This window comes from Pseudomonas citri, assembly GCF_025336485.1.
In the GTDB taxonomy this organism is placed as follows: Bacteria; Pseudomonadota; Gammaproteobacteria; order Pseudomonadales; family Pseudomonadaceae; genus Aquipseudomonas; species Aquipseudomonas citri.
Genome location: NZ_JAODAB010000018.1, coordinates 1 through 24,253, shown reverse-complemented (window position 1 = coordinate 24,253; position 24,253 = coordinate 1). Strand labels below are relative to the sequence as shown.

Here is a 24,253-nt window from a genome sequence, read left to right as displayed (position 1 = left end):
AGGCGGCAGTTTATCAACTGACGACCCGCAGCGCTGTACCGGTGAAAAAGCCCTGGGCGTTTTCGCTCATTTGCCCGACGATCCGTTGCCGTGCTTCGCGGCTGCCCCAAGCGTTATGAGGCGTGACGATCAGCCGGGGGATGTCGGCGGCCAACAAGGGGTTGCCGTGGGTGGGCGGCTCCACGCTCAGCACGTCGGTGGCGGCACCGCCTAGGTGACCACTGCGCAGCGCGTCGGCCAGGGCCTGTTCGTCGATCAGGCCGCCGCGTGCCGTGTTGACCACGAAGGCGCCGGGCTTGAGCAGCGCCAGTTCCCGGGGGCCGATGAAGTTCCGGGTGTGCTCGTTGAGCGGGCAGTGCAAAGTCAGGGCATCGACTTGCGAGAGTAATTCGTCCAGCGGCAAACGATCGGGGCGAGCCGGGCGCCCGGGCACCTGGCCCAACAGCACGCGCATGCCGAAGGCTTCGGCCAATCGCCCGACGGCGCTGCCCAGCTCACCGTGGCCGAGCAAGCCGAGGGTCTTGCCTTCGAGTTCGACGATCGGATAGTCCAGCAGGCAGAACTGCGATGCCTGTTGCCAGCGACCTTCGCCCAGCGCTTTCTGATAATCGGCCAGGCGTGTTGCCAGGTTCAGCAACAGCATGATCGTGTGCTGGGCCACCGAGGGCGTGCCGTAGCCCTGGCAATTGCATACGGTGATGCCGTGGTGCCGGGCGGCAGCCAGGTCGACGTTGTTGGTACCGGTGGCGCTGATCAGGATCAGCTTCAGCCCCGGGTTGGCGGCCATGGCCTGCGCATCGATCACCACTTTGTTGGTGATCGCCACTGTGGCGCCCTTGAGTCGTTCGGTCACCTGGTCCGGGGTGGTCCGGGCGAACAGTTGCAGTTCGCTGAAGCAATTGCGCAGCGGTTCCAGGTCCAGATCACCGAGGTCCAGGGAGGGATGGTCGAGGAAAACGGCGCGGGCGGTGTTCGTCATCAACTGTACCTTTTAACTCAAGAATCGAAGGCGTAATGTGGCGAGCCTATCAGAAGAATCGGCTGCCCTTGCCACGGTATTCATATGGCAAGGCCTGTCCTCCCGGGAGCCCCCATGTACCTCACCGAATTCCTCACCGTCGCCCTGATCCACCTGCTGGCCGTTGCCAGCCCCGGGCCGGATTTTGCCGTAGTGGTGCGCGAAAGCGTGACCCATGGCCGGCGCGCCGGCACCTGGACCGCGCTGGGGGTCGGCACGGCGATTTTCCTGCATGTCGGCTATTCGCTGCTGGGCATCGGCCTGATCGTGTCGCAATCGATCATGCTGTTCAACGCGCTGAAGTGGGCCGCCGCGGCCTACCTGTTGTACATCGGCTTCAAGGCATTGCGGGCGCAACCGGCCAAGTCGACCGAGGATGACCTGCACAAGGAGGCCGGCGAACGTACGGCTCGCGGCGCGTTCACGGCGGGATTCGTCACCAACGGCCTGAACCCCAAGGCCACGCTGTTCTTCCTGTCGTTGTTTACCGTGGTCATCAATCCCCATACTCCGCTGGCGGTCCAGGCTGGTTACGGCGTCTATCTGGCGGCGGCGACAGCGGTCTGGTTCTGCCTGGTGGCGATGCTGTTCAGCCAGCAGCGGGTGCGCGCCGGTTTTGCCCGCATGGGGCATTGGTTCGACCGGACCATGGGGGCGGTGCTGGTGGCCATCGGCGTGAAACTGGCGTTTACCGAAATGCATTGACCGAGCCGGAAAGACTCATACGGACCGGAGCTGGCGTTCACGGGCATAGGCCAGGAAGGCGTCGAGGTCGTCGCTGCACAGCAATGGCGAGATCGCCTTCACTTCCTCCGTCGGCCATTCCCACCACGCCGATTCGAGCAGTGCTTGCCGCATCGGCTCCTCAAAGCGCCAGCGAATGAAACGGCATGGGTTGCCGCCGACGATCGCATAAGGTGCGACATCGCGAGTGACCACCGCGCTCGCAGCGACCACGGCGCCATGGCCGATGGTCACGCCGGACAGGATCATCGTTTCGGCGCAGATCCAGCAGTCGCTGCCAATCACCACATCGCCCTTGGTGGGATTGCTGCCGGGAATATGCCTGGCTTCGTCGATGATCCGCGGGAACGGAAAAGTGCTGACCCAGTCGGTGCGGTGCCCGCCTCCCAACAGGATCTTCACCCCTTGGGCAATCGACGTGTAGGAACCGACCTTGAGGACCGTGTCGTCGCCAAACTCCATGACCTCGGGAATGCCATACGTGCCGGTGCCGATCTCATAGTTCGGATAACGTAGGCGGATCTTTTCCGGCGCTCTTTCGAGTTTTTCCAGGCGCTTGAGGCGTTTTCGCTGCTGGCGCTCCTTGAGTTTCTGGAGAAGCTTCATGGGCGGGGCCTTGTCGGCGTGCGATGCAAGACCAATCGCTTGAAGCGCTTGAAGCTGAGTTTGTTCAGGTATTTCCACGGAATGCTGCGTAACAGCGCCCAGGCTTCCTTCTTGTCTTCGACTACCGCGTATTTCAGCGCCTTATGCACCAGCGCCGTGCGGGCTGCTCCATAGGCGGGATGCTCCCGATAAGGTTCGATGGCCAGCAGGTCAGCTTCCAGCATCACCCGGTATTTTCTCGACAGGTTATGGGGATGGCGTCGATAGCGCGTGACGCAGATGGGCAGCTCATGAATGTCGTAGCCCTGGTAGGCGATACGCAGGGTCATCTGAAAGTCCTGGACCCGTAGCCGAGGGTCGTAGAAACCGGCGTCCTGCAGCGCGCTCATGCGATACAACGCCGTCGGTGCGCCGATCACGGTGGCTTCACGCAGGATATCGTCGAAGGCATAGACCCTGATCTGGTCGCGCCGTTGCTCCTTGATGGCGCGGCCATCGCTGTCGATGTAGGTGATCAACGCGCCCACACAGCCCACTCTGGGATGCTGGTCCAGGTATTGCGCGCGGACTCGGATCGAGTGGGGCAGCATCACGTCGTCCAGGTCCGGGGTCGATACGTAGACACCCTTGGCGTACTTCAACCCATGGTTGAGCGCGGCGCTGACGCCTTGGTTGGCCTGGGTATACAACTGGAAGTCGTAGGTCTGCTGCAACTGCCGGAGCAGGGCGAGGCTGTTGTCGGTCGAGCCGTCGTCGACCACGATGACTTCAACGTTCGGATAATCCTGGGCGAACAGACTGTGCATCGCTTCCTCCAGGTATTTCTCGGCGTTGTAGCAAGGCGCCACGATCGATACCAAGGGGGGCGTTGGCGTCCTGCCAGCCTGGGGGAGGGATGTTTCGGTGCTCATTGTTCTCTGCAAAGGACTGTGTCGTCGGGTGAGTGCATGAGGGCTCAGCCGTCACGGTTTCTGTAACAGGGGCGGTACGTATGCTGGCCCTTGGATCCGCTTCTGGCAAGGGTTAGTGCATAACGTTTGTAAAACGCCAGAAGTGTGGCTAAAGGCTAGTATTTGCGCGGGTATCAAATCATTCCTTTGGCTGATTTGATCGGTGTATAAGCGCTCTAGAGTTCTTACTTCCAGACACGACCGTGCAGTCAGAAAAGGGATGCTTATGTTGCAGACTCGCGTTATTCCTCCAGCCGAAGGTGCTTATCAATACCCGCTGCTGATCAAGCGGCTGCTGATGTCCGGTACGCGTTACGAGAAAACCCGCGAGATCGTCTACCGTGACCAGTTGCGCTACAGCTACCCGACGTTGATCGAGCGGGTGGCGCGCCTGGCCAATGTGTTGACCGAGGCCGGGGTCAAGGCCGGTGATACCGTGGCGGTGATGGATTGGGACAGCCATCGCTACCTGGAATGCATGTTCGCCATCCCGATGATCGGTGCGGTGATCCACACCGTCAACGTGCGTCTTTCGCCGGAGCAGATCGTCTACACCATGAACCACGCCGACGACCGCTTCGTGTTGGTCAACAGCGAGTTCGTCGGGTTGTACCAGGCGATTGCCGGGCACCTGACGACGGTGCAGAAAACCCTGCTGCTGACCGACCTGCCGGAAAAAACCGCCGACCTGCCCGACCTGGTGGGCGAATACGAACAACTGCTGGCCGCCGCCAGTCCTGTCTACGACTTCCAGGACTTCGACGAAAACTCCGTCGCCACGATGTTCTATACCACCGGTACCACGGGCAACCCCAAGGGCGTGTACTTCACTCACCGCCAACTGGTGCTGCACACCCTGGGCGAGGCGACCATCATGGGGGCCATCGACAGCGTGCGGTTGCTCGGCACCAACGACGTGTACATGCCGATCACGCCGATGTTCCACGTCCACGCCTGGGGCCTGCCCTACGTGGCGACCATGCTCGGGCTCAAGCAGGTCTACCCGGGCCGCTACGACCCGGAGTTCCTGGTCCAGTTGTGGCAAAAGGAAAAGGTTTCTTTTTCCCACTGTGTGCCGACCATCCTGCAAATGCTCCTCAACGCCAAGGGCGCCCAGGGCACCGATTTCGCCGGTTGGAAAATCGTCATCGGTGGCAGTGCCCTGAACCGTAGCCTGTACGAAGCGGCCAAGGCACGGGGCATACAGCTCACGGCGGCCTATGGCATGTCGGAGACCGGCCCGTTGATCTCCTGCGCCCACCTTAACGAGGAGTTGATGGCCGGCAGCGAGGACGAACGCATCACCTACCGGATCAAGGCCGGTGTCCCGGGGCCTCTGGTGGAAGCGGCCATCGTCGACACCGAGGGCCGTTTCCTGCCCGCCGACGGCGAGACCCAGGGCGAGCTGGTGTTGCGTGCGCCCTGGCTCACCGAAGGTTATTTCCGCGAACCGCAGAAGGGCGCCGAGCTCTGGGCTGGTGGCTGGCTGCACACCGGCGACGTCGCCACGCTCGACAGCATGGGGTTCATCGACATCCGTGATCGCATCAAGGATGTCATCAAGACCGGTGGCGAATGGATCTCGTCCCTGGACCTGGAAGACCTCATCAGTCGTCATCCGGCGGTACGCGAGGTAGCAGTGGTCGGTATTCCCGATCCGCAGTGGGGCGAGCGGCCGTTTGCCTTGGTGATCGTTCGTGAAGGCCATCAGATCGGGGCGCGCGAGATCAAGGAACACCTCAAGCCGTTCGTTGAGCTGGGGCACCTGAGTAAGTGGGCGATCCCGAATCAGATAGCCCTTGTTACAGAAATTCCCAAGACCAGCGTCGGCAAGCTCGACAAAAAGCGCATCCGCGTCGACATCACCGAATGGCAGAGCAACAACAGCACTTTCCTGTCGACCCTCTAACGCTTCTGCCGTGCCTGAAAAGGGCGCGGCAGAGCCTTCACGCCAGCGTTTTCCTTGCCAAACGGTAAAAATCAGCCATCCTTGCCGGGCCGACATCTGTCGGCCTGGCGAAAGGAATATTCCAGAGTGGTCGCGGGCTGCAAATCACACTTTAGAGGGATCAAGCCGTACTACCTGCTGGCTATAGTCCGCGTCAGAAATTTCAAAAACGGTACGCTCGTGCCAAGCGAGCGACACAGCTTTGGGTGGAGGGTGGGGTATGTCATTCCCGCCGCTCAAGGTGTTCTTGAAAGTTCTATCCGCCATAACAATAAGCACATGGAGTAGCGTCGATGACCTCAGCAACCACGTTCTGGCGCCGGGCAAAACTGCCTCTGGCGGTCAGTCTCGCCTCTTCGCTCGCCGGCCCGGCATTCGGCGTCAGTTTCAACATCGGTGAAATCGAAGGCCAGTTCGATTCGTCCTTGTCGGTGGGGGCAAGCTGGTCCACGGCCAACCCGAACAAAGACCTGATCGGCGTCAACAATGGCGGCCGGGGCCTTTCACAGACCTCCGATGACAGTCACCTGAACTTCAAGCGCGGGGAAACCTTCTCGAAGATCTTCAAGGGCATCCACGACCTGGAGTTGAAGTACGGCGATACTGGCGTATTCGTGCGGGGCAAGTACTGGTACGACTTCGAACTCAAGGACGAGGATCGCCTGTACAAGGACATCAGCGACAGCAACCGCAAGGAAGGCGCCAAGTCTTCCGGTGGGCAGATTCTCGATGCCTTCGTGTATCACAACTACGCCATTGCCGATCAGCCGGGCTCGGTGCGCCTGGGCAAGCAGGTCGTCAGCTGGGGTGAAAGTACCTTCATCCAGGGCGGCATCAACTCCATCAACCCGGTCGACGTGTCCGCGTTCCGTCGCCCCGGTGCCGAGATCAAGGAAGGCCTGATCCCGGTCAACATGTTCTATGTGTCCCAGAGCCTGACCGACAACCTGTCGGCCGAGGCGTTCTACCAATTGGAGTGGGACCAGACGGTTGTGGATAACTGTGGGACGTTCTTCTCGCAGCCGGATGTGATTGCGGATGGGTGTACGGATAATCTGCGGGTGTTGAATAAGCGTTCCAGGATTCCTGGCGCTGCCTTGCCGACCTTGACCGCGCTCGGCGTGGATGCCAATGAGGAAGGGGTTCTGGTCCGTCGTGGTCCTGACCGCGACGCCCGTGACAGCGGCCAGTGGGGCGCGTCCATGAAGTACATGTTCGAGCCTTTGGACACTGAGTTCGGTGCCTACTTCATGAACTATCACAGCCGAGCGCCGATTTTCAGTGCTACGGGAGCGGCGTCACGGTTCTATACGATGCCGTTGGGACCATTGGCGGCATTGCGTCCTCTGATCGTGGCGGGCAACTCCAATTACTTCGTTGAATACCCCGAAGACATTCGACTGTATGGCTTGAGTTTCTCCACCACCTTGCCCACTGGTACGGCGTGGAGCGGCGAGCTGAGCTATCGGCCGAATGCACCCGTGCAGCTCAGCACCACCGACATTCTTTTCGCTGGGGTTACACCGATCACGGGATTTGGCAACGCCTCGGTGCTCCAGGGCGCCCCGGGCCAGGACTTGCACGGCTACCAGCGCAAGGAGATCACCCAATTCCAAACCACCTTTACCCACTTCCTCGATCAGGTCATGGGCGCCAGTCGCCTGACGTTGGTGGGTGAAATCGGAGTGACCCATGTGGGCGGCCTGGAAAGCAAATCGGATGCTCGCTACGGCCGTGACCCGGTGTTCGGTCCGGGGGAACTGCCCAATGGCTTCTGCAATACGCTCAACGCCTCGACTGCGGCAGGCGGCGGCCAGACTGCCGGCAACGTCAACAGCAACTGCAACAACGACGGCTTCACCACCGCCACCTCCTGGGGCTATCGCGCACGGGCCATCTGGGAATACCCGGACGTCTTCGCCGGCGTGAACCTCAAGCCCAACGTGGCCTGGTCCCATGACGTCAAAGGCTACTCGCCAGGCCCTGGCGGCAACTTCGAAGAGGGCCGCAAGGCCGTCAGCCTCGGGTTGGATGCCGAATACCAGAACACCTACAACGCGAGCCTGGCCTACACCAACTTCTTTGGTGGCGACTTCAGCACCGTGGACGATCGCGACTTCCTGGCGCTCAGCGTCGGCGTGACCTTCTAAGCACCGTATTTCAGGATGAGCACAATGAACATAACCAAGAATCTGTTGCAGGTCGGTGCGCTGGGGCTTTCCCTGCTGGCCGCCAGCGTCATGGCGGCTGTGCCGGCCGCCGAGGCCGACAAGCTGGGCAAGAGCCTGACGCCGATGGGCGCCGAGATGGCCGGCAATGCCGATGGTTCGATCTCGGCCTGGAAGCCCATGGCCAAGAACGCCGGCGCCGTGGATAGCAAGGGCTTCCTTGCCGACCCGTACGCCAGTGAAAAACCGCTGTTCACCATCACCGCTCAGAACGTCGACCAATACAAGGACAAGCTCGCACCGGGCCAGTACGCGATGTTCAAGCGCTACCCGGAAACCTTCAAGATGCCGGTCTACCCGACCCACCGTGGCGCCACCGTGCCGGACGAGGTGTTCGCCTCCATCAAGAAGAATGCGGTCAACACCAAGCTGGTGTCCGGCGGCAACGGTCTGGAAAACTTCGAGACGGCCATCCCGTTCCCGATTCCCCAGAACGGTGTGGAAGTGATCTGGAACCACATCACCCGCTATCGGGGGGGCAGCGTGACCCGCCTGGTGACCCAGGCCACGCCGCAACCCAACGGCTCGTACAACCTGGTGTACTTCCGCGACCAGTTCGTGTTCCGCGACAAGATGAAGGATTTCGATCAGGCCAACCCCGGCAACATTCTGTTCTACTTCAAGCAGCAAGTGACCGCGCCGGCGCGCCTGGCCGGTGGCGTGTTGCTGGTGCACGAGACCCTCGACCAGGTGAAGGAACCGCGTTCGGCCTGGGTCTACAATGCCGGCCAGCGTCGCGTGCGTCGTGCGCCCCAGGTCTCTTATGATGGCCCGGGTACTGCCGCCGATGGCCTGCGTACCTCCGACAACCTGGACATGTACAACGGTGCGCCGGATCGCTACGACTGGAAGCTGGAAGGCAAGAAAGAGCTGTATATCGCCGCTAACAGCCACAAGATCGACTCACCACAACTCAAGTACGCCGACATTCTCAAGGCCGGCCACATCAACCAGGACCTGACGCGCTACGAGCTGCGTCGCGTCTGGCACGTGACCGCGACCCTGAAGGAAGGCCAGCGCCACATCTACGCCAAGCGTGACTTCTACATCGACGAAGACACCTGGCAGGCTGCGGTGATCGACCATTACGATGGCCGTGGCCAACTGTGGCGCGTCGCCGAGGCCCATGCCGAGAACTACTACGACAAGCAAGTGCCGTGGTACGCCCTGGAAACCCTCTACGACCTGCAATCCGGTCGCTACCTGGCGCTGGGCATGAAGAACGAAGAAAAATCGGCCTACGACTTCGGCTTTACCGCCTCCACCGCCGAATTCACCCCCAACGCATTGCGCCAGGACGGCATTCGCTAGAACGCTTTACCCGAGGCCGCATCCTCGAAGAAACGCCCCGACTGGTTCGGGGCGTTTCTTTTCGGCCAACATCACATGACCTGAATGAGGGCTCTGTGGGAGCAAAGCTTGCTAGCGATGCAGGCGCCTCGATGTTGGAAAGATCGAGTTGCCTGTATCGCGGGCAAGCCTTGCTCCCACAAAACGGTGTGTTGTGTCAGTCGGTCTGTAGTCTTTTTGTAGCCATTTGTAGCACTCCCTTCAATACCTCCTCGTTTACCGCTAGTCTGCGGACAACTGCTATGCCGTCACCTCGTATGTTCACAAGAGCCGGCCATGACTGATTTGTCCTCACTTCCGGATTCTGCCCGCGCAGCCATCGCGGTACAGGACGGGCGCTTCTATCGCCCGCCCTTGCCCGACGGCTATGTCTTGCGGCCGCGCTTGTGCGAGCGCCTGGGGGCGGGGCTCGGTGGTCGCCTGCTGTTGATCAGCGCTCCGGCGGGGTTCGGCAAAAGCTCGCTCGCGGTGGAGTTCTGCCAGGGGTTGCCGGCCCAATGGCAGAGCCTGTGGCTGGGGCTCAGTGCCCGGGACAACGACCCGGGGCGCTTCCTGGAGCGCCTGCTCGAAGGGCTCCAGGCATTCTTTCCCCAGTTGGGACGGCGGGCGCTGGGGCTGTTGAAGATGCGCCAGCGCCATCAGCCCTTCGCTTTCGAAGAATGGCTCGATGGGCTGTTGGATGAGTTGTCCACGCACCTGTCGTCCCGTGCGCCATTGTTGCTGGTGCTCGACGATTACCATCTGGCCCAGAGCCCGGTGCTGGATCGTTGCCTGCAGTTTTTCCTCAATCACCTCCCCGAAGGGTTATTGTTGCTGGTCACCAGCCGGCAGCGCCCGGACTGGCACCTGGCGCGCCTGCGCCTGTCGCGGCAATTGCTCGAACTGAACGAACAGGACCTGCGCCTGACCCATGACGAAGCCGTGACCCTGCTTCGGCATCACAGCAGTTCGTTGCGCGGAGAAGCGTTGGAGAGCCTCCTTCTGCGCAGTGAAGGCTGGGTGGCCGGGTTGCGTTTCTGGTTGCTGGCGGCGTCCGAGGCCGGCACCGACGGCTTGCGGCCCCAGGCGCTGCATGGCGGGGAAGGCTTGATTCGCGATTATCTGCTTGAGGAAGTCATCGATTGTCTGCCTGCGGAGGTGCAGGCATTTCTCTACGAAACCGCTCCCCAGGAGCGTTTTTGCAGCGAACTGTGCGATGCGGTGCGCGAAGCCCACGACAGTGCCGAAATCCTGCGGTATCTGGCGGCCCATCAAGTGTTCCTGGTGCCGTTGGACGAACACGGCCATTGGTATCGCTACCACCATCTGTTTTCCGATTTGCTGCGCAGTCGTCCCACGGTACCGGCGACGGTGCCGGCCGCGACCCTGCACTTGCGGGCCTGCCGCTGGTTCAACGCCCAGGGTCTGATCGACGAAGCGGTGGAGCAGGCGTTGCGGGCCGGGCACTTGGACGTCGCGGCGAACCTGGTGCAGAACCTTTCGGAAGAACAACTGCTGGCCGAGCAGAACGTCGGCATGTTGCTGCGCTGGAAGATGGACCTGCCCGACAGCCTGCTCATCAGCACGCCTCGGCTGATCGTGCTCTATAGCTGGGCGCTGGGACTGGCCTGCCAACTGGACGCCGCCGAGGAACTGGCCGCGCACTTGAGTCGTTTCCTGCCGGCACCGTCGGCCACCGCGCAGAGGTCCATGCTGGCCCAGTGGCTGGCCCTGAGCGGGATCATCGCCCGTGGCCGTGGGGATCGCGCGGCCACACTACGCTATTGTGGCGAAGCCCTGGAAAGCTTGCCGGCAAAGCGCTACGGCCAGCGGTTGGTGTGCCTGTCCACGCTGTCGAACCTGGCAATTGCCGACGGTGACCTATGGCAGGCCAGGCGTTTGAACCGCGATTCCCTGGAGCTGGCGCAGCGGGTGGGTAATCCATTGTTCGAGGCCCTGGCCCACTACGATCGCGCCCGGGTGTTGCAGGCCCGTGGGGAAATCCTGCGGGCCCTGGACGAAGTGCACCAGGGCTTGCAACGCTTGCATTCGCTGTCGCCCCAGCGGCTGTATGCGGTGCGGGCGCGGTTGATTCTCTACGAGGGATTCCTGCTGACCTTGCGCATGCAGCCTGAGGTTGGATTGATACGGTTGCAGGCAGGGCTCACCGAGGCGCGAGCCTGCCGCGATATCAGTGTGTTGATCGGCCATTGTGTGATCGCGCGGATAGAAGGTTGTAATGGCGAATTCGCCCGGGCCTTTGCCGAACTGGCAGAAGCCGAGCGCTTGATGCACATCTGGGATGTACCGCCGATCTATTATCTGGCGATGATCACCCTGGTCAAATGCGAACTCTGGCTGGCCCAGGGCCGCATCGAGCTGGCGGAGGCCTGGTTGGCGCGCCTGGGGCAGACCTACACCGGCGAACGGGCTGCCGCGCCGCCGGAGTTCCATCCGCAATTGCCGTTGCATGTCGAGCTGCAACAAGCGGTGCTGGAGGCCTTCCGGGGGCAACCGATGCAGGCCGAAGGGCGGCTCAATGCCTTGCTCGAACACGGCCAGCAAACCGGTCGGCAGATGCTCAGCGTGATGGCACTCAACCAGAAAGTGGCCCTGCTGTTGAGCCTCGGCCGTGAGCCCGAAGCTCGCAGCACCCTGGCCCAGGCATTCGAGGCCGCTGCCGGTGGCGTGCTGCAACCTTTCGAAATGTTACTTGGCGAGCACCGTGAATGGCTGCGTGAACAACTGCTGCAAGCCCCACCCGGCCCCTTTCGTGAGCATCTGCTGGAACGCGTACCCTCGACCGTAGCCCCGACTGCCGACTCCGCGGCACCGGTCGAAACCCTCAGCAGCCGCGAGCGGGCGGTGCTGCAATTGATCGCCCAAGGGTGTTCGAACCAGGAAATCAGCGAGCAATTGTTCATCTCGCTGCACACCGTCAAGACCCACGCCAGCCACATCAACAGTAAACTCGGCGTGGAGCGCCGCACCCAGGCCGTGGCGCGGGCGAAGGTGCTGGGGTTGTTGGGGTGAGCAAAATAAGGAGTGTTCGATGTTACCCCTCTACAAAACCATCCAATCCCCGGTGGGCCAACTGATCCTCGTTGCCCGTGGCCCCAAGCTGGCGGCCATCCTGTGGGAAAACGAACGGCTCAACCGGGTGCGCCTGGGGCCTTTGGAGGAGGATCGTGAGCATCCGACCCTCAGGGAAACCGAACGCCAGCTCGGTGAGTACTTTGCCGGTCAACGCCGCCGTTTCGAGCTGGAACTGGACTTTGTCGGCACCGATTTCCAGGTCCGGGTCTGGCAGGCACTGCTGACCATCCCCTTTGGTCAAACCCGCAGCTACCGCGACATTGCCGTCCAGATCGGCCAACCGACCGCAACGCGGGCGGTGGGCGCCGCCAATGGCCGCAACCCCATCTCGATCATCGCCCCTTGCCACCGTGTCATCGGCACCTCTGGCAGCCTCACCGGTTTCGCCGGCGGCCTGGAGGCCAAGCAGTTCCTGCTCAGCCTCGAAGGCCAACAGAGCCTGTCACTGGCGTTCTGACCCCCGGTTTCTTCAGGGTTGTGGGGATTTTGGGGGGAGCATGCGCGTGGCGGGCTGGCCGTCGGCGTTGTGTTGATAGATCCGCGCCGGCTGCCCTTGCTCATTGAAGAACACCTGCCCGATCCCCGCGCTGTTCCACAATCGTTCGCCCGCTTCGGCGTGCTCCGGGGTGTGGGGGATGATGCGCATGCGTCGGCGCTTGGTGAACCAGTTCAGGGGCGAGCGCGGGGCGTAGAGCCAGCGGTTCAGGCGGTCGAACCATTCCAGCAGCGCGGGTGGGAATTCATTCTTGATGCCGCTGCTGGTGATCTGCCAGATGCGCGGACCGCCCTTGCGGTGTGGGATCAGCACCTCGTAGACGAAGGAATAATGCACATCGCCTGACAGCACCACGTAGTTACCGGGCGTTCGCGAGTGTCGGAAAATATTCAGGATCACCTGGGCCGCGCCGCGATGGGCCATCCAGTTTTCCGCGTCCACCAGCAGCGGATAGCCGCACCAACTGAACACCCGCTGCACGGTCTCGATCAGTTTCACCCCAAAGATCGGCGCCGGAGAGACGATGATCGCCGAAGGGTGATCCAACAGTTCCTGTTGCAGCTCGCTCAAGGCTTCCCAATCCAGCAGGCCGGAAGGCTGCTTGAGGTTGTTCTCGCTACGCCAGCGACGGGTGCGGGTGTCGAGCACCACCAGGGCCGGGGTGCTCGGCAACACGTAATGCCACTGCTGGAAGCCCAGGAGCGTGTCGATCAGGCGATCCTGGGGGGCGCTGTCGAGGTAGCGGTCGTGGGCGGTGTCGCTCAGCGCCACGGTTTGCCGGATGACGTCGACAAAAGCATCCGGGTTGTTGCCCCAGCCCTGGCAGAGCAGGTAGGCGATCAACGCGTTGCCGATGATTCGTTTGGAGAACGGATGACCATAGGCCGTTTCCTCCCACTGCGCAGACAGGTTCCAGTCGTCGGTGATGTCGTGATCGTCGAAAATCATCAGGCACGACAGGTGGGCAAACACCCGCGCGGCGCCACCCAGCCCAGCCTTGAAGCCGTCGATGCGCTGCTGCTCCAGGTCGTAGCGCTGGCGTTGCGCGGTGGGCAGCGCGGGTGCTTGCGGGGCGATCAAGGTCCAGGGCACTGGCGACCATGCCAACAGGTACATCGCCATGACTTCGGCGAAGGTCACCAGGTGATTGTCGGCGCTGCTGCTGGTGAAAATCGGTTTGCGCGCGCCACCGAAGAATCGCTCGCGCAGGGTTTCGTTGCTTTCCAGTGCCGGTAGCAGATCGGCGCGGTGGTAATAACTGGCCGGGTGGCGGTAGAGCTTGGCGCTGTCCTCCACGACCGCGCCTTCCAGGCGTTCCTCGAACAAGCCCAAGCGCTCGATCAGCCCATGGATCGCCCGCAACATCGGCCCGGCGACATCGTCGGCATAGACCTGGTCACCGCTCATCATCAGCAACGCCGGGCGTTGCGTCGAGGCCTGGGCCAGCAACCGGTCGACGCAGAGCAAACCGTCATTGGCCGGGTAGTGGGGCTTGCGGCAGGAGCCGTGGACCAGTTGTTCGATGCGCGAATGCAGCATGAAGTTTGGGCGCGGCGCCTCGCCATACAACAGATGCGGCGCCCACTCGGCGATGGGGGCGCCGTCCACCCGCAGGTCGTAATCGATCGTCACATCCTGGGGCAGGGGATTGTCGAGGTGCACGTCGATCAGGTGCACAAACGCCTGCTGCCCCACCGGTACGACCGTGCAGCGCTTCGCATTGAGTTCAAGATCGCCAACACCGTCCAGCCACAAGGTCAACGCCAAGGGGCGCGTACCCACCAGCCACATCACCAGCCGTGTCGGCTCCAGTCGCCGCAAGAGCGGACCGACCAGGACAGGGGGCAGGGTTGTGGTGGCATCGGCGGTGGACAGCGGCATTCGAGGGTAAAGCTCTGGCTCAGGGAGGAGCGCAGATCATAGCGCAAAGTGCTTTGTCGCCGGGTTTGTGGATGCAGCTGTGCAGATGCCTTTGTGGCGAGGAATAAATCCCCTCGCCACAGGCATTGGTCTGCGCAATCGCGCGGCGGCCACTCCTTCACCACAAAAACAGTGTCGAGGCGGGTTACGTCACGGTGCCTTGTTAGAAGCCTCTGCCGCCTTGATCAGGTCCGGCCCGATTTCCTTTTCGAACTTCGCCCATACCGGTTTCATCTTGTCGCGCCAGACCTCGCGTTCCTGTGGCGTGAGGCTGATGATCTCGGTGGTCTTGGCGTCCAGGACGCGCTGCCTGTCCTGCTGGTTCAACCGCTCTGCGGCCTGGTTGGCGTAGGCGGTGGATTCCACCACGATCTTGTCCAGCTCGCTGCGGATGTCCGGTGGCAAGCCGTTCCAGAAGTCGGTGGTGGTGATCAACATGTAGTCCAGTACGCCGTGATCGGTTTCGGTGATGTACTTCTGCACCTCATTGAGCTTCTGGCTATAGAAATTCGAATAGGGGTTTTCCGCACCATTGACCACGCCTGTGCGCAAGGCCTGGTACGCCACCGAGAAAATCATCGGCTGTGCCTTGGCGCCGATGGCCTTGAATTGCTCTTCCAGCACGGCGGAAGCCTGGATCCGGAACGTCAGGCCCCGGGCATCCTCGGGCTTGCGCAGCGGCTTGTTGGCCGATAACTGTTTCATGCCGTTGTGCCAATAGGCCAGGCCGGTGATGTTCTTGCTTTCCATGGATTTGAGCAGCTTCTGACCCTCGGGGCTTTGCTGGAAACGGTCGACTGCGGCCATGTCGTTGAACAAGAACGGCAAGTCGAACAACTGCACGGTCCGCGTGTATTGCTCGAACTTGGCCAGCGACCGCGCAATGATCTGCACGTCCCCCAGCAGCAAGGCTTCCATTTCCTTGTCATCGCCAAATAACGTGGAGTTAGGGTACACCTCTACCTTCACCTTGCCCGGCAGTCGTTCGTCCACCAACTTCTTGAACATCAACGCGCCTTGGCCTTTGGGGGCTTGTTCAGCGACGACATGGGAGAATTTGATCACGATGGGGTCGGCCGCCATGACGGTCCCCCACGTACCGAAGGCCAGAACACAGGCGAGTACTCTGCACACAGGTTTGAGCATTGCGAGTTCCCTTTGCGTTGTTATAGGTATGGGGGTGTGTCAAAAGTGAAACACCTCCAGTCTAGGAGAGAAATCGCTGCTTGCTCCGGGACCACTGTGAGAAGTGCTCCTACTAGTTACGCTTCCAGCACTCCGCAAACCGCGCGCACACACCGTAACGCTCATCCATCTGCGCCATGCGCTCCAGGTGATGGCCTACCGCTTCGACCGTCACTCCGTTTCCGATCCGGAAGTATTCCACCATCATCGCGACGTCCAGATCGACCTCGGCTTTCTCTGGCTTGGCATTGCTGTTTTTTGGCAATGCCCACTGTTCCAACTGCTCGTCCTTCACCTGCCGCAGGCGTGTCTGGTATTCGTCCTTGAAACGCTCCATCGAATGCGCCTTGCTCTGCGCCATGTCATCGCCAAACGTCTTCAGGTTTTCCCGGTACAGCGTCCAGTAGTCGGCCGGCAGCTCGAAGCCGAGCTTGGCCTTGCGCTCGCTGATCAAGGTGTCCAGTTTCTCTGGCGAATAACTCTCGACTTTTTCCTTGGACGGATCGGTTTTTACGGTGACGACCAGGCTTTTATCGATGACCCGGCTCATCAGCTCCAGGCGATGGGGGGTGTCCGGATAGGTCTTGGGAAACAGCGCATTGCGACCGGCGCAGGCGGGAAAGTCTTTTTTCAGGATCGGGATCGGGGTGCGCACGTCCTTGCCGTCGACCCGTTGCAAGCGCTGCAACTGAGTCAGGCAGAAGTTCTTTTCGGACTTGAACGTCACCTCGTATTCGGCATTGGCCTCGGGCGTAAAGTTGAAGCCCTTGCCACACACGGCGTAACCGCTGTTCATGTTGGTGCGCAGGTAGATCGGCTCACCGGGCTTGAGCTTGACCTCCAGATACCCCTTGGCATCCTTGGGTGCCGGAACGCTCATCCCCACCCGCCGCGCGGTATCGCTCAGCAACAGATTGTTAAGAATGCCCGTGGTTTGCCCGTCGCAATGGGCGGCATCGAAATAATCCAGCGTGGCGTTGCTGGTATTGGCGACGAACCGCAACTTGGCGGCGTCCGGTTCGATGGCGTCGGGGTAACTGCCATTGACACTGCAACCGCCGAGCCATAAAGACAACGCGGACACGACGAGTAATGGCAAAGAGCGACGGGGCAGAGCGAGCATGGGTCATCCTTGAGAGGAGGGATAAAGTCGACGAATGCTACTGAAGTGCCACTATTGCGTCTACCGTCGCCACTTCCCTGCGGGAGCAAGCCTGGCGCGCACAGTTTTCCGGGTTGTTCACAAGCATCGCATACACCCCAGAATCTTGTGGGAGCCAAGCTTGCTCGCGATGACGCCGGCACATTCAACATCACCGATCCAGACAGACCGCTATCGCGAGCAAGCTTGGCTCCCACAATGTTGCACCAGCACTGGCCAGACGAAGTTCAGGACGCCAACGCTGGTCCCTTCAATTCAATCTGGTTCCCGTCCGGATCGAAGCAATAAATCGACCAACCCTCGCCCTCCGCGCCGTAACGCTTCTGCGCTTTCTCGACGCTCAACCCGGCTGAATTCAAATAGGCGAGTAGAGCTTGCTCATCGAACGGCTCGATACGCAGGCAAAGATGATCGACGTTGTGCCCTTGCTTACCAGCAGCCGGCCCACCCTGGCGCCCCAGCGGCCCGTCGACAGCCACCAGATCGATCATTGAAACCCCGGTACTCAAATGAATCATGCCCAGATCGTCCCGACGCTTCTTGAGCTCGCAACCGAGCACCGACGTGTAAAAAGCGAGACTGCGCTCGATGTCTTTTACGCGCAGGACAATGTGATCGATCCGTTGAATCGTGAAATTCCTCATACGGGCCTCCAGCGGCTTTGCAGTCATCTTTTGCTAAGGCCGACTACTTGCCCGGCCATTTCTGCCAATCGACGCCGACGCGAAATGTTCCGCGTCGGATGAACAAACCATCGATCGGGGCCAACATCTTTGCCATGTCCTGCTCGGTTTGGGCGCCGCTTTCGAAGATTTTGGCCAACTCTTTCAATTGGCTGTTCTTGGGCGCCTTTTTCAACATGTAGGCCGCGTCGAAGGCTTGATGCAGGCGTTTGGTGTAGCGGTCGCGCATGCACCACGTCAGCAAAGGAAAGGCGGCCTCGTGCGGAGGTTCGCGTAAATAAGCCGCTAGGTTGCTGGGGCCTCTGAAGTCGCCCTGTCTTGCCAGAAAGGCAACACTGATGGCGTTGGACGGTTCGCCATCGCGATCGAACAGATACTCCCAAAGATAGCGTTTATGACCCTCCTCCGTGCTAAACAGCGTGGGGCTGGAAAGGCTGGCCTGATGGGACAACAGCTTGCCTCTGCTGATCCAGCGTTTGATGTCTTTGTAGAGGTCACCCGCCTTGAAGCCTTCCAGGGCATTGCCCACCAGGTACCACTGGATCCTGTGAGTGAACTCGCCATGCTGGGCGCCGGCCCCCAGGTCCTTGAACGGGCGTCCACTCTCCAGTTGCAGGTTGAACAGAGATTTAGGATTACCGATCAGAATATCTGCCGGTCGGCGACCGCCCAGCATCCAGGAATGATCGACGTCGAATCCATTATCGTGCTCCCAGCGGCCCAGGACGTCGCTGAGCAGCTTGCTGAACAGTTCTTTAGCGAGCTTGGACAATGAAGAGACTTGGGGGGCATCCAATGAGGTGCCAAAGCGGTTCGTTCGCACCCCTGCCAACGTTCCGAACAAGTCTGCCAGAGCCTCTTGGGCAATCGTGCCGCCGACTTCCTTGACGATCCGGACACGAATATCCGCCAGCCGATGCTCAAGGATGACCTGCATTTCATCATTCAGCCTCTGCAGTTCGCGCTGGCAGTTGTCGGCTGAAGACAAATAAGCGCCGATCTGGCAGTACATGTCGAAATAGGGGCTGGCGGCAAACTTGTCGGAAAACAGCTGTTCGAGCTCGGTCTTGACCTCTTCAACACTCTGTCCCATGAGTAGTCTCCTGAAACGGTGGCGATCCATCGATGACAGCGTAGTAGTGCCGATATGAATTGCCATGAGCAGCTCGGCTCAAAAGCGCAGCGTTGAAAAATGGCGACCGGGTTGGCGCTCGTCTACTTTGATGGGCACTGTCACCGTCTACTCGGAGCAACACCCATGTTTACCATCTTCCAGGCACACCCGATGATTCGATGGGAAGGGCAGAGCGATCTGTTCGGCGGGCCCACGCCATGAAAAAAGCAGAACTGGAACACCTCATCCAAACCCTGAAAACCCGCTTCGAACAAAACCCGAGCCGTCACCCAGACATCCCCTGGTCCACCGTCCAGACCCGACTGGAAGCCAACCCCAATGCCCTGGCATCTCTCCAGGCCATGGAAGCCACCGGCGGTGAGCCCGACGTGATCGGCCTCGATCCGAAAAGCGGCGCTGTCACCTTCTGCGATTGTGCCAAGGAGAGCCCGACCGGTCGTCGGAGCCTGTGCTACGACCGCGCGGCCCTGGATGCGCGCAAGAAGAACAAGCCTAAAGGCAGTGCCGTTGAAATGGCCGAAGAAATGGGCGTCGCCTTGCTGACGGAAGAGCAATACCGCGCCCTGCAAACGCTCGGTGAGTTCGATGCCAAGACCTCCAGTTGGCTGGCAACCCCTCCAGCGCTTCGCGCGTTCGATGGGGCGATTTTTGGCGACTACCGTTATGGCCGGGTGTTCATCTACCACAACGGTGTGCAGTCGTATTACGCGGCGCGCGGGTTTCGCGGGTTGTTGTGCATCTGAGCTAACCCCAGGGGTGGGAGTCTGTTCCTGCCGCGCTGCGCTACAGCCCAGAAAGTCGGGACGCAAAAAGTGTCTAGACTCAGGCATTCACGCGGGATGCATCATCGGGAGGGACTCCAATGAACCAGCTCAATGACTACGCCGACCTGGATGAAGCGCTGAATAAGAAAATCATGGCGTTAGCTCCCAAGGAGCGGCGCGACGGCAAGAAAACCACGTTGTTTTTTACGCCGGATACAGCGTTCGATTCAAAACCCATGACCCTGAGTACCGGTAGCTATCCGTTTACGCCGATAGGCAGCCTTGGCATCACCCAGGTAGACACCTCGGGAATGGAGTGGAGGCATGTCCGAGCCCAAATGACCAACAGGCACGGCATTCCCACGGACCCTGGAAACTCCGGCCGGGCCGATCAGTTGATTCTGCTGGATACCCAGGACGCGGTGAAGATCAAGGAAGCCGTGGCGCGTGACAAACAATTCACCAAAGGCAGCTTCTACCACCCCGATGTCAAGCAAATGTTTGGGACAACCAACCCGATCACCACCTACGCCGCCGAGCAGGTCCTTGTGCGCAGAGCCGCGTTGGCCCTGACACCCCCTGATCCGATCGCGCTGAACTATTGGAACCTGCTCCAATCGGACCCGGCCGCTCACGCCAAGGTTTATAACTGGCTACAGAACTACGGCGGAATTTCCCATAAATTTTCCGTGCATGACAAAAAATCAGGCGACCGGATTCATAACCACTTCCACAACCTGGAAAACTCGAACGCTGTGCATTTTGCCAGCGAAACCCGGGGCGAGTATGCCGCTGCCAAATTGCTGATTACCGTCCTCGGCATCGAATACCAGATGAAGATCGGCAAGGCCTCTTCAGGGCGCAATAACGGCATCGACCAGATCTGGGTCAAGCGCAATCTGCAAAGCGGAGTGGTCGAGGAATACATTATTGTCGAATGCAAAGGCAGCAAGGAGGCGGAACTTGGCGAAGCCAAGTACGGCTGGCAAATGTCGCCTTGTTGGGTCTTTCACTGTCTGATTGGCTTGCTGGGAACCAACGGCAATCTCGCCAGCACTTCAACGACGGATGTCTATGCGAAGACCTCCATGGTCAGGAAAATCCTCAACGCGTTGATCAACCCTGGTCCACCCGTGGTCAAGGGCCTGGTCATCCAGCCAATGACCAAGTCAGTCACAGCGCCCAACACCATCGAAATGAGCGATCTAGGCACCTATGACCTGGTCGAACAGTATACGAACGCGTCGGCCGGGCATTCGAAGTTCCATAATGCCCAGCTGTTTAACGGTTCCATGTTCTAGGCTTCTTTTGGTAAACAACTTACTCAAAAACCAGAACCTCACACCCCTTGGCCTCAAGCATCTGCGCAAACGCCGGCAACCGCGCCACGAACTCCGTCTCGAACGCCAGGTACCGATCCTGTGCCGCCAGGTAACGAACGTCCGGCTTGACCCGTGGAATGTCCTTGGTCGACAGCTTCAGCACCTCATGGCTGCGCTGATTCCAGAACCAGGCCAGGGTGTGGGTGCCGAACGTATTGGCGCGGTACTGCCACACCCACCAATCGCCATGCCCCCGGGACACCTGAAGTTCTCCATGAAAAGTGCGCAACGTGATGACCTGCTTGGGCTGTGTGACGAGCAGGCGCGTGTCCTGGCGCAGCTCACTGCCGAAACCGTCCAGCGTCGTCTTCGTCGTGGCGCCTGTCATGAAATTGAAGCGCCACGCCAACAGCAGCGTCTCCTGATAACCCGAATGCTCGACGTTCTGCCGCGCGCCTTCACTGAACAGCAGCACCTCGTCATCCCCCAGGTAGGCGCTTGACGCGCGCAGCCTGTAGCCCTCAACCGGCAGCGGCTGGGCGGCGATGGCCGGGGGCGGCGAGTCCTGGTTCCAGACCCAGCACAGCGGGCCGTTGTGCTGCATGAACAGCAAGCGGCGTGGGCCGATGGGCAGGATGGTCAGCTCATCGGCGTACTCGAAGATCACCTCGCTGCTGTCCGCCGTGATCCGCCAGATCCGCGTCAAATGCTCGGGCTCATAGAGGCGCTGACGCTCGAAAATCTCCGAATCCATCACCACGCAAGGCTCTTCAAACTCTGGCCAACGCTCCCCGGCAGGGCCGAAACCCTGGATGTCATCGCCTTGGCGAATCTCGTACTGATAACGGTCATCCGCGCTGTAGGCACCACTTTCAACCCGCCGTCGCCACAAGGTGTGCTGGGTATTCGCATCGATGAGTAAAAGGTCCGCGCCATCGACCCCATCGGTTCGGTGTTCGAGCATGTCCTGCTCGGTGGGCGGCCACGGGTTGTAATCGACCAGAAAGCACAGCCACCGGTCCTCGTCCTGCTCGGTGATGGCCGCCCAACCGTTGCGGTAGTTGTAGTCATGGACATACGTGGGGGCGGGGTAGTCATGGATATCCTGCAACCACTTCAACTTACTGCGCTTGGATTTGGCGGGTTTGGGCGCGGCGACAGGCTTCGGTGGCTCGATCAGCGTCGCGGTGAACGGCGGCTCCCCGTGCTGGTTTTGCCAGTGCCGGGCAAACGCCTCGCGCTGATCGATTGCAACAATCACCGGTCGATAATCATCGCCACCGGCGTCCAGATTCCACAAATCAAAACCCTGGCGCGCCAACACCGGCGCCAACGCTTCGAAGCAGACCTCGGGCATCTCATTGGACAGCTCATCCAGCAACGCCTCGAACCCCGGCCCGGCAAACACACCGATGTCGGGATAGTAATGCTGCAACAACGCCAGCAACTCACCGCCCGGAGTTTTCCAATCGATATGAACCAATGGATTGAATTGCGATTGCATCAGACCTGTCTTCCCTGTGATTTCGCCGCTGCGCCATCTTAGCCGCACCCCACGACAAAAGCGCCCGCCCCCTGTGGCGAGGGGATTCAGCGAAACGTCGCACCGCCCCGCTGGGCTGCGAAAGCAGCCCCAACTCACCGAACACACCCCCAGGAAAATGGCGCCCAACCCACCCCTCGTCTACTGTCACCATAACCACACCACCGGAGATCCCCTCATGTTCACCTTCCCCCGAGCCCACCAAAGCAGAAGATGGGAAGGCCAAGGCGCCCTGTTCGGCGGGGCGATACCCTGGTTTGGCGGGGATGGCCTGGGCGTGTGCTTCGGTTTCAGCACGCTATGGGTCAAGATCGGCGCGCCCTACAATTGCTTCGACGCACTACAGGCTCGCAAGGATGCGATCGCCGAGGCCCAGCAGGGGCTGAGTGACAATATGATCTACGACGTGAGCATGGCGCTGGACACCACCGCCGAGTCGATCATCGGCCGTGGTTCGACCCGGGAAACAAGTTACGTCGGCGGCATCGCCAGCCACATCGTCCTCGACATCCTCCAGGCGGCCGGGGCCCGTCATTTCGTCATCTCGTTCTACTACGTCGATGGTCCGCAGGGCAGTGGCGGCCATGCGATCGGCGCGTCCTTCGACGCGGGCCAGACCGGCAGGCTCTTCGACCCCAACTACGGCATCGGTTCCTATCAATCGAGGTCCGACCTGTGCAACGACCTGCATGCGCTGCTGGCGAGTTATGTCGTTCCCGGCGGACACGTGACCGAGAGCTACCTTCTGGAGTTCGATCACGAAGCCGACAGCGACGATGAGTTTGGTGATTTCCAAGGGGCAGCCGCAGTACCCCACTAAACGAAAGCGGACGCTGTTCCAACGCCGCTACAAAAACACCCGTGGCGAGGGAGCTTGCTCCCGCTGGGTCGGTCCGCCCGCTTCGGGCGAAGCAGCCCCAACCCCCTATAACCCAGATAGATAACAAACCGGCGAACTCCCCTCCGCCCGCTTCTCCACCTCATCCTCCAACCACTGCGCCAACACCACGGCATTATTCTCGACCGTGGACTTCGCGGCATAAACCAGCGTCAGCGTCCCACCCTGCGCAACACCGACCAGCTTCCACCAATGCTCCGGCCGCGCCGTCAGCTCCTTGCGATAAGCCACCCGAAACTGATCAAAAGAAACGTCCCCCGCCTTGAACGCCTTGCGCAGCTCATGGGAAGGCGCCACCTCCGGCAGCCACTCGGCAATGGATAGTTCGTCCTTACGACAATTGCGCGGCCACAACCGGTCCACCAGAACCCGCACGCCATCCCCGACGCTGGCTGTTTCATAGGCACGTTTGCACTGGATCATGATGGCCGCCTGTCAAAGAGAAAACCCCGTCAGCATAGGCCGTCAGACGTTGGCCAACCAACACCCAGCAACCCACGTCGCCTTGCGCCTTTGCCTACAACTACGCCAGAATCCGCCGGCTTGTTCGCCTTGGGCAGTATCGGTAGTTTGAGTCGGGTCACTGCTCATCAGTGATCGGGTTTAGTCGCCCGTCTCAACCTAAGGCGTATCACGTCATTGTCCGTCAGGCTTTGCTGTTCCTGTACCGATGGTGGCTGTGCGCAGGGCGCCCTCGGGCGCGCCGGGATTCTTAGGTTCACCGGTCGACTAACCTGCGTACAGCTGCCGCCCTCTCGTTTAGTCGCGAGGTGGTTTCAGCCTCACTTAAAGGAACCTAAGTCGATGGCTAAAATTACGCCGAATCCTCCAGTAACAGACGAACCCACATCCCGCGCCCAATCGGCGCGCAACCAAAAACTCGACGAAGCTGCCACTCGTGCCCTGGATTTCTATCTGAAACCCAAGCCCGAGAAAGAAACGTCTGACAACCCCAACAGCATTTTCCGCATTGATCCTGCTGTTGATTCCGAATGCCTGCTTGCGAATCTCAGTGAAAACCTCGCTTCGGCAAATGCCATGATCAGCGATCTGGCGTTCGACCTGGATGGGTCGCGGCGGCGGGTTGCGTTGGGGATTTTGCAGGTGATTGAGGTGAGCGAGCTGTTGGCGAATCGGGCTTTGGATATTGCGGCGTTTTTCAAGGTAGTTGTCGCGTCAGCCATCAAACTATGCAGCTTGTTCGAGGTGCTGTTGCTCTTGATCAG

The 24,253-nt window shown here is 60.4% G+C and carries 19 protein-coding genes and 1 pseudogene; 10 read left to right on the top strand and 10 right to left on the bottom strand.

Annotated elements, in window-relative coordinates:
* Positions 1-13 precede the first annotated feature (13 nt).
* A complete protein-coding gene (locus N4Q37_RS18860; RefSeq protein ID WP_260961052.1) occupies positions 14-979 on the bottom strand; it encodes a 2-hydroxyacid dehydrogenase in 966 nt (321 codons plus the stop codon).
* 114 nt (positions 980-1,093) lie between these two features.
* On the opposite strand from N4Q37_RS18860, the gene N4Q37_RS18855 reads away from it, so the two are divergent.
* On the top strand, positions 1,094-1,723 hold the full coding sequence (locus tag N4Q37_RS18855; protein ID WP_260961051.1) for a LysE family translocator: 630 nt from the start codon (positions 1,094-1,096) through the stop codon (positions 1,721-1,723).
* Between the two features lie 15 nt (positions 1,724-1,738).
* On the opposite strand, the gene N4Q37_RS18850 is transcribed toward N4Q37_RS18855, so the two are convergent.
* Complete coding sequence (locus tag N4Q37_RS18850; protein WP_260961050.1) at positions 1,739-2,368, bottom strand: CatB-related O-acetyltransferase; 630 nt, start codon at positions 2,366-2,368, stop codon at positions 1,739-1,741.
* On the bottom strand, positions 2,365-3,279 hold the full coding sequence (locus N4Q37_RS18845) for a glycosyltransferase family 2 protein (protein ID WP_260961049.1): 915 nt from the start codon (positions 3,277-3,279) through the stop codon (positions 2,365-2,367). The genes N4Q37_RS18850 and N4Q37_RS18845 overlap by 4 nt, the downstream gene beginning before the upstream one ends.
* Positions 3,280-3,544: 265 nt before the next feature.
* On the opposite strand from N4Q37_RS18845, the gene N4Q37_RS18840 reads away from it, so the two are divergent.
* The 5 genes from N4Q37_RS18840 to N4Q37_RS18820 all read left to right on the top strand — a co-directional run bounded on the left by N4Q37_RS18840 (position 3,545) and on the right by N4Q37_RS18820 (position 12,376).
* A complete protein-coding gene (locus N4Q37_RS18840) occupies positions 3,545-5,227 on the top strand; it encodes a fatty acid--CoA ligase (protein WP_260961048.1) in 1,683 nt (560 codons plus the stop codon).
* Positions 5,228-5,559: 332 nt separating this feature from the next.
* Positions 5,560-7,416 carry a DUF1302 domain-containing protein gene (locus N4Q37_RS18835; RefSeq protein ID WP_260961046.1) on the top strand — a complete coding sequence of 619 codons (1,857 nt, stop codon included), beginning with the start codon at positions 5,560-5,562 and terminating at the stop codon, positions 7,414-7,416.
* A 24-nt stretch (positions 7,417-7,440) separates the two neighbouring features.
* Positions 7,441-8,805 (top strand): DUF1329 domain-containing protein, encoded by a 1,365-nt coding sequence (locus tag N4Q37_RS18830; RefSeq protein WP_260961044.1) that lies wholly within the window; start codon positions 7,441-7,443, stop codon positions 8,803-8,805.
* A gap of 315 nt (positions 8,806-9,120) precedes the next feature.
* Complete coding sequence (locus N4Q37_RS18825; RefSeq protein WP_260961043.1) at positions 9,121-11,856, top strand: LuxR C-terminal-related transcriptional regulator; 2,736 nt, start codon at positions 9,121-9,123, stop codon at positions 11,854-11,856.
* 19 nt (positions 11,857-11,875) lie between these two features.
* A complete protein-coding gene (locus N4Q37_RS18820) occupies positions 11,876-12,376 on the top strand; it encodes a methylated-DNA--[protein]-cysteine S-methyltransferase (protein ID WP_260961042.1) in 501 nt (166 codons plus the stop codon).
* 12 nt (positions 12,377-12,388) lie between these two features.
* On the opposite strand, the gene N4Q37_RS18815 is transcribed toward N4Q37_RS18820, so the two are convergent.
* From N4Q37_RS18815 to N4Q37_RS18795, 5 genes are all read right to left on the bottom strand, one after another.
* Positions 12,389-14,296 carry an alkaline phosphatase D family protein gene (locus N4Q37_RS18815; protein WP_260961041.1) on the bottom strand — a complete coding sequence of 636 codons (1,908 nt, stop codon included), beginning with the start codon at positions 14,294-14,296 and terminating at the stop codon, positions 12,389-12,391.
* A gap of 189 nt (positions 14,297-14,485) precedes the next feature.
* Positions 14,486-15,481, bottom strand: coding sequence for a TRAP transporter substrate-binding protein (locus N4Q37_RS18810; protein ID WP_260961040.1), 996 nt, complete (start codon positions 15,479-15,481; stop codon positions 14,486-14,488).
* A gap of 112 nt (positions 15,482-15,593) precedes the next feature.
* Positions 15,594-16,643 (bottom strand): hypothetical protein, encoded by a 1,050-nt coding sequence (locus N4Q37_RS18805; protein WP_260961039.1) that lies wholly within the window; start codon positions 16,641-16,643, stop codon positions 15,594-15,596.
* 266 nt (positions 16,644-16,909) lie between these two features.
* Positions 16,910-17,326, bottom strand: a complete 417-nt coding sequence (locus N4Q37_RS18800) for a VOC family protein (RefSeq protein ID WP_260961038.1) — start codon at positions 17,324-17,326, stop codon at positions 16,910-16,912.
* A gap of 43 nt (positions 17,327-17,369) precedes the next feature.
* Positions 17,370-18,458 carry a LirA/MavJ family T4SS effector gene (locus N4Q37_RS18795; protein ID WP_260961037.1) on the bottom strand — a complete coding sequence of 363 codons (1,089 nt, stop codon included), beginning with the start codon at positions 18,456-18,458 and terminating at the stop codon, positions 17,370-17,372.
* 239 nt (positions 18,459-18,697) lie between these two features.
* Between N4Q37_RS18795 and N4Q37_RS18790 the strand changes: the two genes are divergently transcribed.
* A complete protein-coding gene (locus N4Q37_RS18790) occupies positions 18,698-19,243 on the top strand; it encodes a DUF4256 domain-containing protein (RefSeq protein WP_260961036.1) in 546 nt (181 codons plus the stop codon).
* 119 nt (positions 19,244-19,362) lie between these two features.
* On the top strand, positions 19,363-20,565 hold the full coding sequence (locus N4Q37_RS18785) for a hypothetical protein (protein ID WP_260961035.1): 1,203 nt from the start codon (positions 19,363-19,365) through the stop codon (positions 20,563-20,565).
* Between the two features lie 19 nt (positions 20,566-20,584).
* Here the strand turns inward: N4Q37_RS18785 and N4Q37_RS18780 are convergent, their stop codons facing one another.
* On the bottom strand, positions 20,585-22,090 hold the full coding sequence (locus tag N4Q37_RS18780; protein ID WP_260961034.1) for a hypothetical protein: 1,506 nt from the start codon (positions 22,088-22,090) through the stop codon (positions 20,585-20,587).
* A gap of 217 nt (positions 22,091-22,307) precedes the next feature.
* Here N4Q37_RS18780 and N4Q37_RS18775 point away from each other — a divergent pair, with 217 nt between their 5' ends.
* On the top strand, positions 22,308-22,949 hold the full coding sequence (locus tag N4Q37_RS18775; RefSeq protein ID WP_260961032.1) for a YopT-type cysteine protease domain-containing protein: 642 nt from the start codon (positions 22,308-22,310) through the stop codon (positions 22,947-22,949).
* 105 nt (positions 22,950-23,054) lie between these two features.
* On the opposite strand, the gene N4Q37_RS18770 is transcribed toward N4Q37_RS18775, so the two are convergent.
* Positions 23,055-23,450 carry a DUF488 domain-containing protein gene (locus tag N4Q37_RS18770; RefSeq protein ID WP_260961031.1) on the bottom strand — a complete coding sequence of 132 codons (396 nt, stop codon included), beginning with the start codon at positions 23,448-23,450 and terminating at the stop codon, positions 23,055-23,057.
* Positions 23,451-23,831: 381 nt separating this feature from the next.
* Here N4Q37_RS18770 and N4Q37_RS18765 point away from each other — a divergent pair.
* Positions 23,832-24,176 (top strand): annotated as a pseudogene (locus tag N4Q37_RS18765) (DUF6124 family protein); the annotation flags it as partial.
* Positions 24,177-24,253 lie beyond the last annotated feature (77 nt).

Bases quoted from the DNA above. Each gene is read 5' to 3' on its own strand.
- N4Q37_RS18860 (WP_260961052.1), bottom strand. From the start codon at position 979: ATGACGAACACCGCCCGCGCCGTTTTCCTCGACCATCCCTCCCTGGAC.
- N4Q37_RS18855 (WP_260961051.1), top strand. From the start codon at position 1,094: ATGTACCTCACCGAATTCCTCACCGTCGCCCTGATCCACCTGCTGGCC.
- N4Q37_RS18850 (WP_260961050.1), bottom strand. From the start codon at position 2,368: ATGAAGCTTCTCCAGAAACTCAAGGAGCGCCAGCAGCGAAAACGCCTC.
- N4Q37_RS18845 (WP_260961049.1), bottom strand. From the start codon at position 3,279: ATGAGCACCGAAACATCCCTCCCCCAGGCTGGCAGGACGCCAACGCCC.
- N4Q37_RS18840 (WP_260961048.1), top strand. From the start codon at position 3,545: ATGTTGCAGACTCGCGTTATTCCTCCAGCCGAAGGTGCTTATCAATAC.
- N4Q37_RS18835 (WP_260961046.1), top strand. From the start codon at position 5,560: ATGACCTCAGCAACCACGTTCTGGCGCCGGGCAAAACTGCCTCTGGCG.
- N4Q37_RS18830 (WP_260961044.1), top strand. From the start codon at position 7,441: ATGAACATAACCAAGAATCTGTTGCAGGTCGGTGCGCTGGGGCTTTCC.
- N4Q37_RS18825 (WP_260961043.1), top strand. From the start codon at position 9,121: ATGACTGATTTGTCCTCACTTCCGGATTCTGCCCGCGCAGCCATCGCG.
- N4Q37_RS18820 (WP_260961042.1), top strand. From the start codon at position 11,876: ATGTTACCCCTCTACAAAACCATCCAATCCCCGGTGGGCCAACTGATC.
- N4Q37_RS18815 (WP_260961041.1), bottom strand. From the start codon at position 14,296: ATGCCGCTGTCCACCGCCGATGCCACCACAACCCTGCCCCCTGTCCTG.
- N4Q37_RS18810 (WP_260961040.1), bottom strand. From the start codon at position 15,481: ATGCTCAAACCTGTGTGCAGAGTACTCGCCTGTGTTCTGGCCTTCGGT.
- N4Q37_RS18805 (WP_260961039.1), bottom strand. From the start codon at position 16,643: ATGCTCGCTCTGCCCCGTCGCTCTTTGCCATTACTCGTCGTGTCCGCG.
- N4Q37_RS18800 (WP_260961038.1), bottom strand. From the start codon at position 17,326: ATGAGGAATTTCACGATTCAACGGATCGATCACATTGTCCTGCGCGTA.
- N4Q37_RS18795 (WP_260961037.1), bottom strand. From the start codon at position 18,458: ATGGGACAGAGTGTTGAAGAGGTCAAGACCGAGCTCGAACAGCTGTTT.
- N4Q37_RS18790 (WP_260961036.1), top strand. From the start codon at position 18,698: ATGAAAAAAGCAGAACTGGAACACCTCATCCAAACCCTGAAAACCCGC.
- N4Q37_RS18785 (WP_260961035.1), top strand. From the start codon at position 19,363: ATGAACCAGCTCAATGACTACGCCGACCTGGATGAAGCGCTGAATAAG.
- N4Q37_RS18780 (WP_260961034.1), bottom strand. From the start codon at position 22,090: ATGCAATCGCAATTCAATCCATTGGTTCATATCGATTGGAAAACTCCG.
- N4Q37_RS18775 (WP_260961032.1), top strand. From the start codon at position 22,308: ATGTTCACCTTCCCCCGAGCCCACCAAAGCAGAAGATGGGAAGGCCAA.
- N4Q37_RS18770 (WP_260961031.1), bottom strand. From the start codon at position 23,450: ATGATCCAGTGCAAACGTGCCTATGAAACAGCCAGCGTCGGGGATGGC.